The 3,162-nt window shown below is 63.9% G+C and carries 4 protein-coding genes; all 4 read left to right on the plus strand.

Translation table 11 applies throughout. The features are described from left to right. A partial coding sequence (locus tag WCE35_RS12335) for a GNAT family N-acetyltransferase (RefSeq protein ID WP_424593623.1) occupies positions 1-317 on the plus strand: 317 nt, incomplete at its 5' end. Between the two features lie 428 nt (positions 318-745). Beyond that, the gene (leuC, locus tag WCE35_RS12340) at positions 746-2,134 is read left to right on the plus strand and encodes a 3-isopropylmalate dehydratase large subunit (protein WP_424593626.1); all 1,389 of its coding nucleotides are present in this window, start codon (positions 746-748) and stop codon (positions 2,132-2,134) included. A gap of 1 nt (position 2,135) precedes the next feature. Further along, positions 2,136-2,771: a 3-isopropylmalate dehydratase small subunit gene (leuD, locus tag WCE35_RS12345; protein ID WP_424593624.1), complete on the plus strand. Its 636-nt coding sequence runs from the start codon at positions 2,136-2,138 to the stop codon at positions 2,769-2,771. Continuing rightward, on the plus strand, positions 2,768-3,162 hold a 395-nt coding region (locus tag WCE35_RS12350), incomplete at its 3' end, for an isocitrate/isopropylmalate family dehydrogenase (RefSeq protein WP_424593625.1). The genes leuD and WCE35_RS12350, both read left to right, overlap by 4 nt.

Genomic DNA, 3,162 nt, shown 5'->3' on the forward strand with positions numbered 1-3,162 from the left:
GGCACTGGTGGCTCGCCTTTCACGAGACCGCGCCGGTCGGCTTTGCCGGCGTCGTTCCCTCGACCCATCTCAGCAATGCCGGTTATTTCTGCCGCGTTGGCGTGCTGCGGACGCACTGCGGCAAGGGGCTCCCATTGCGTTTGATGCGCGCGCTGGAGGCCCGGGCGCGGCTCAACGGCTGGAGCGCGGTCGTCTCCGACACTACCGACAATCTGCCTTCCGCCAATAACTTCATCCGCGCCGGCTATCGGCTATATCAGCCGCAAATCCCCTGGGCCTGGCCGAACACGCTCTATTGGCGCAAGACCATCAAATGACGGCTGGATAATGCGAAACAGCTAAGATTTCGAAATGCAGCGCGACCCCCCGCGTTGGAGAATTTCCAATTCGCCCGGTGGCCTAACGGCCGCCGGGCTTTTTTCTGTTTTTTGGGATTGCCAATTCGGAAGCCCGGCATATTGGCTTGGTTGGTCCGCCCGCTGGCGCCAAACATCAATTGGAATGGCTGGGTCCATGGCATCCCGGCCTGCGAAAATCCGCCGACAAATCCAGCATGGATTTGACGCCCCGAAGCGGATCAGGGTTCAAGACCGCCCGATGTTGGCTCTAGCCGAGGTGTAGCCGATTATGCTTTGATGCCCGCGGGCTGATGCCTGAACAACAAGCCGTGCAAAACGGCGACCGGTGGCCTGGGCTGCCGGCTTTGGGTAAAGGGAAGCGTGCCTTGGCAAAGTCCGGCCGTACCATGCTGGCCAAAATCTGGGACCAGCATGTCATCGCGCGCCTTGGCGAAGATACCGATCTCCTCCATGTCGACCGCCATCTGCTGCACGATCTTGGCGGGTCGCGGGGGCTGCTCGATCTCAAGAGCCGCGGCCTTTCCGTTCATAACCCGGAGCTGACATTCGCAACGCCCGATCACGCGATTTCGACTGCGCCCGGACGGGTCGGCACGATCAGGATCGGGCAGGAATTGCTGGCTGCTCTGCGGGCCGAAACCTCGGCCAGCGGCATCGAGATGTTCGATATCGACGAGCCGGGGCAGGGTATCGTTCATGTCATCGGCCCCGAGCTCGGCCTGAGCCTGCCTGGTTGCCTGATCGTTTGTGGCGACAGCCACACGTGCACCCATGGCGGGCTGGGGGCGCTGGCCTTTGGCATCGGCTCGAGCGAACTGACGCACGTGCTGGCGACGCAGGCGCTCATCCAGCGCCGGCCGAAAACGATGCGCGTCAATTTCGAGGGCAAGCTGCCGTTCGGCGTGACCGCCAAGGATATGATCCTGGCGCTGATCGGGCATGTCGGCGCGGCCGGCGGTACCGGCTACGCGGTCGAATATGCCGGCAGCGCGATCCGCGATTTGCCGGTCGAAGGACGGCTCACCATCTGTAATCTGTCGATCGAGCTCGGTGCCAAGATCGGCATGGTGGCGCCGGATGGGAAAACCTACGAATATCTCAGTGGACGCCGCTATGCGCCGCGCGGCGAGATGTGGCGGCGGGCGGTCGAGGCATGGCGCGAACTTCCAGGTGATGCCGACGCAGAGTTCGACAAGGAAGTCCTGATCGACGTTGCGAAGATCATGCCGCAGGTGACCTGGGGCATCAGCCCTGAGCATGTCATCGGTGTCGACGGCTGCATTCCCGATCCGCAGGCGATCGACGATCCCGAGCGCCGCGCGGCGATCGAGGCTGCGCTGGATTATATGGGCTTGAAGCCCGGCGCCCCGATCGCCGGGACCCCGGTCGATTGGGTCTTCATCGGCTCCTGCACCAACAGCCGGTTGAGCGACTTGCGGGCCGCCGCCGAAATCGTGCGTGGCCGCAAGGTCGCGCCCGGTGTACGGGCCTGGATCGTGCCGGGATCGGAAACCGTCAAGCGCGAGGCGGTCGCCGAGGGACTGGACAGGCTGTTCACCGAGGCCGGCTTCGAGTGGCGCGAACCGGGCTGCTCCATGTGCCTTGCGGCCAACGGCGAGACCGTCGCTCCCGGGCAGCGCTCGGTCTCCACGTCCAATCGCAATTTCGTCGGCCGTCAGGGGCCGCAGGCGCGCACGCACCTCGCCAGTCCAGCCAGCGCCGCGGCCGCGGCGATCACGGGCGCGATCGCCGACGTGCGAGCGATCGGGCGCTGACATGCCGAAACCGTTCAACAAGCTGACTGCGATCGCTGCGCCGATCATGCGCGGCAACATCGATACCGATGTCATCATCCGCATCGAGCGCCTGGTCGGAAATTCCGTCCGTGGCACGCTCGGCAAATGGGCATTTGGCGCGCTGCGCTATCTGCCCGATGGTTCGCAGAATCCCGAGTTCATCCTGAACCGCGAGCCGTATCGACAGGCGGAAATCCTCATCACTGGCCCGAATTTCGGATGCGGCTCTTCCCGTGAGGGGGCGGTGTGGTCGCTGCAGGAGATGGGCATCCGGGCCGTGATCGGTTCGAGCTTCGGCGACATCTTCTTCGCAAATTGCTTCCAGAATGGCATTTTGCCGATCGTCGTCGACAAGGAGATCGTCGATGGCCTCGCCGCCGAGGTCGAGACCACCCAGGGCGCGGGGCGGGTTGGCATCGACCTCGAGGCGCAAACGATCACTTCGCCAACCGGCAGGCAGCATCATTTCGCGATCGATCCGCGCCGGCGCGACGGTCTGCTGCATGGGCTCGATGAAGTTGCCTTGACACTTCAGCGCGACAATGAAATCCGGGCGTTCCAGGCCTCCGACCGTACCGCGCGGCCGTGGATACATTTTGCAAGGAAACCGGCATGAACAACCGCTCCAATATGGTCAAGGTCGCCGTGGTCGGCGGCGAAGGCATCGGTCCCGAAGTGACGGCGCAGTCCTGTCGAATCCTCAACTGGTTTGCCGCCAAACGCGGTGTGCCCATGACGCTGCGTGAGGCGCAGTACGGCATCATTCCCTATCTTGCGACCGGCAAGGTCCTTCCCGACGACACCGTGGAGGCAATGGAGGAGGCCGACGCGATCCTGTGGGGCGCGACCGGTGGACCCGAGACCAGGGAGGTGCCGGCAGCAGCGCGCAAGGCGGGCAGCTTGCTCGGGCTGCGAGGCAAGTATGACCTCTATGCCAATTTGCGGCCGATCGTGGCCAACCCGGCGCTTGCAGAATCGGCGCCGCTGAAAGCCCATGTGCTCAAAGG

Origin of the sequence: Bradyrhizobium sp., assembly GCF_049691595.1 — a bacterium.
In the GTDB taxonomy this organism is placed as follows: domain Bacteria; phylum Pseudomonadota; class Alphaproteobacteria; order Rhizobiales; family Xanthobacteraceae; genus Bradyrhizobium.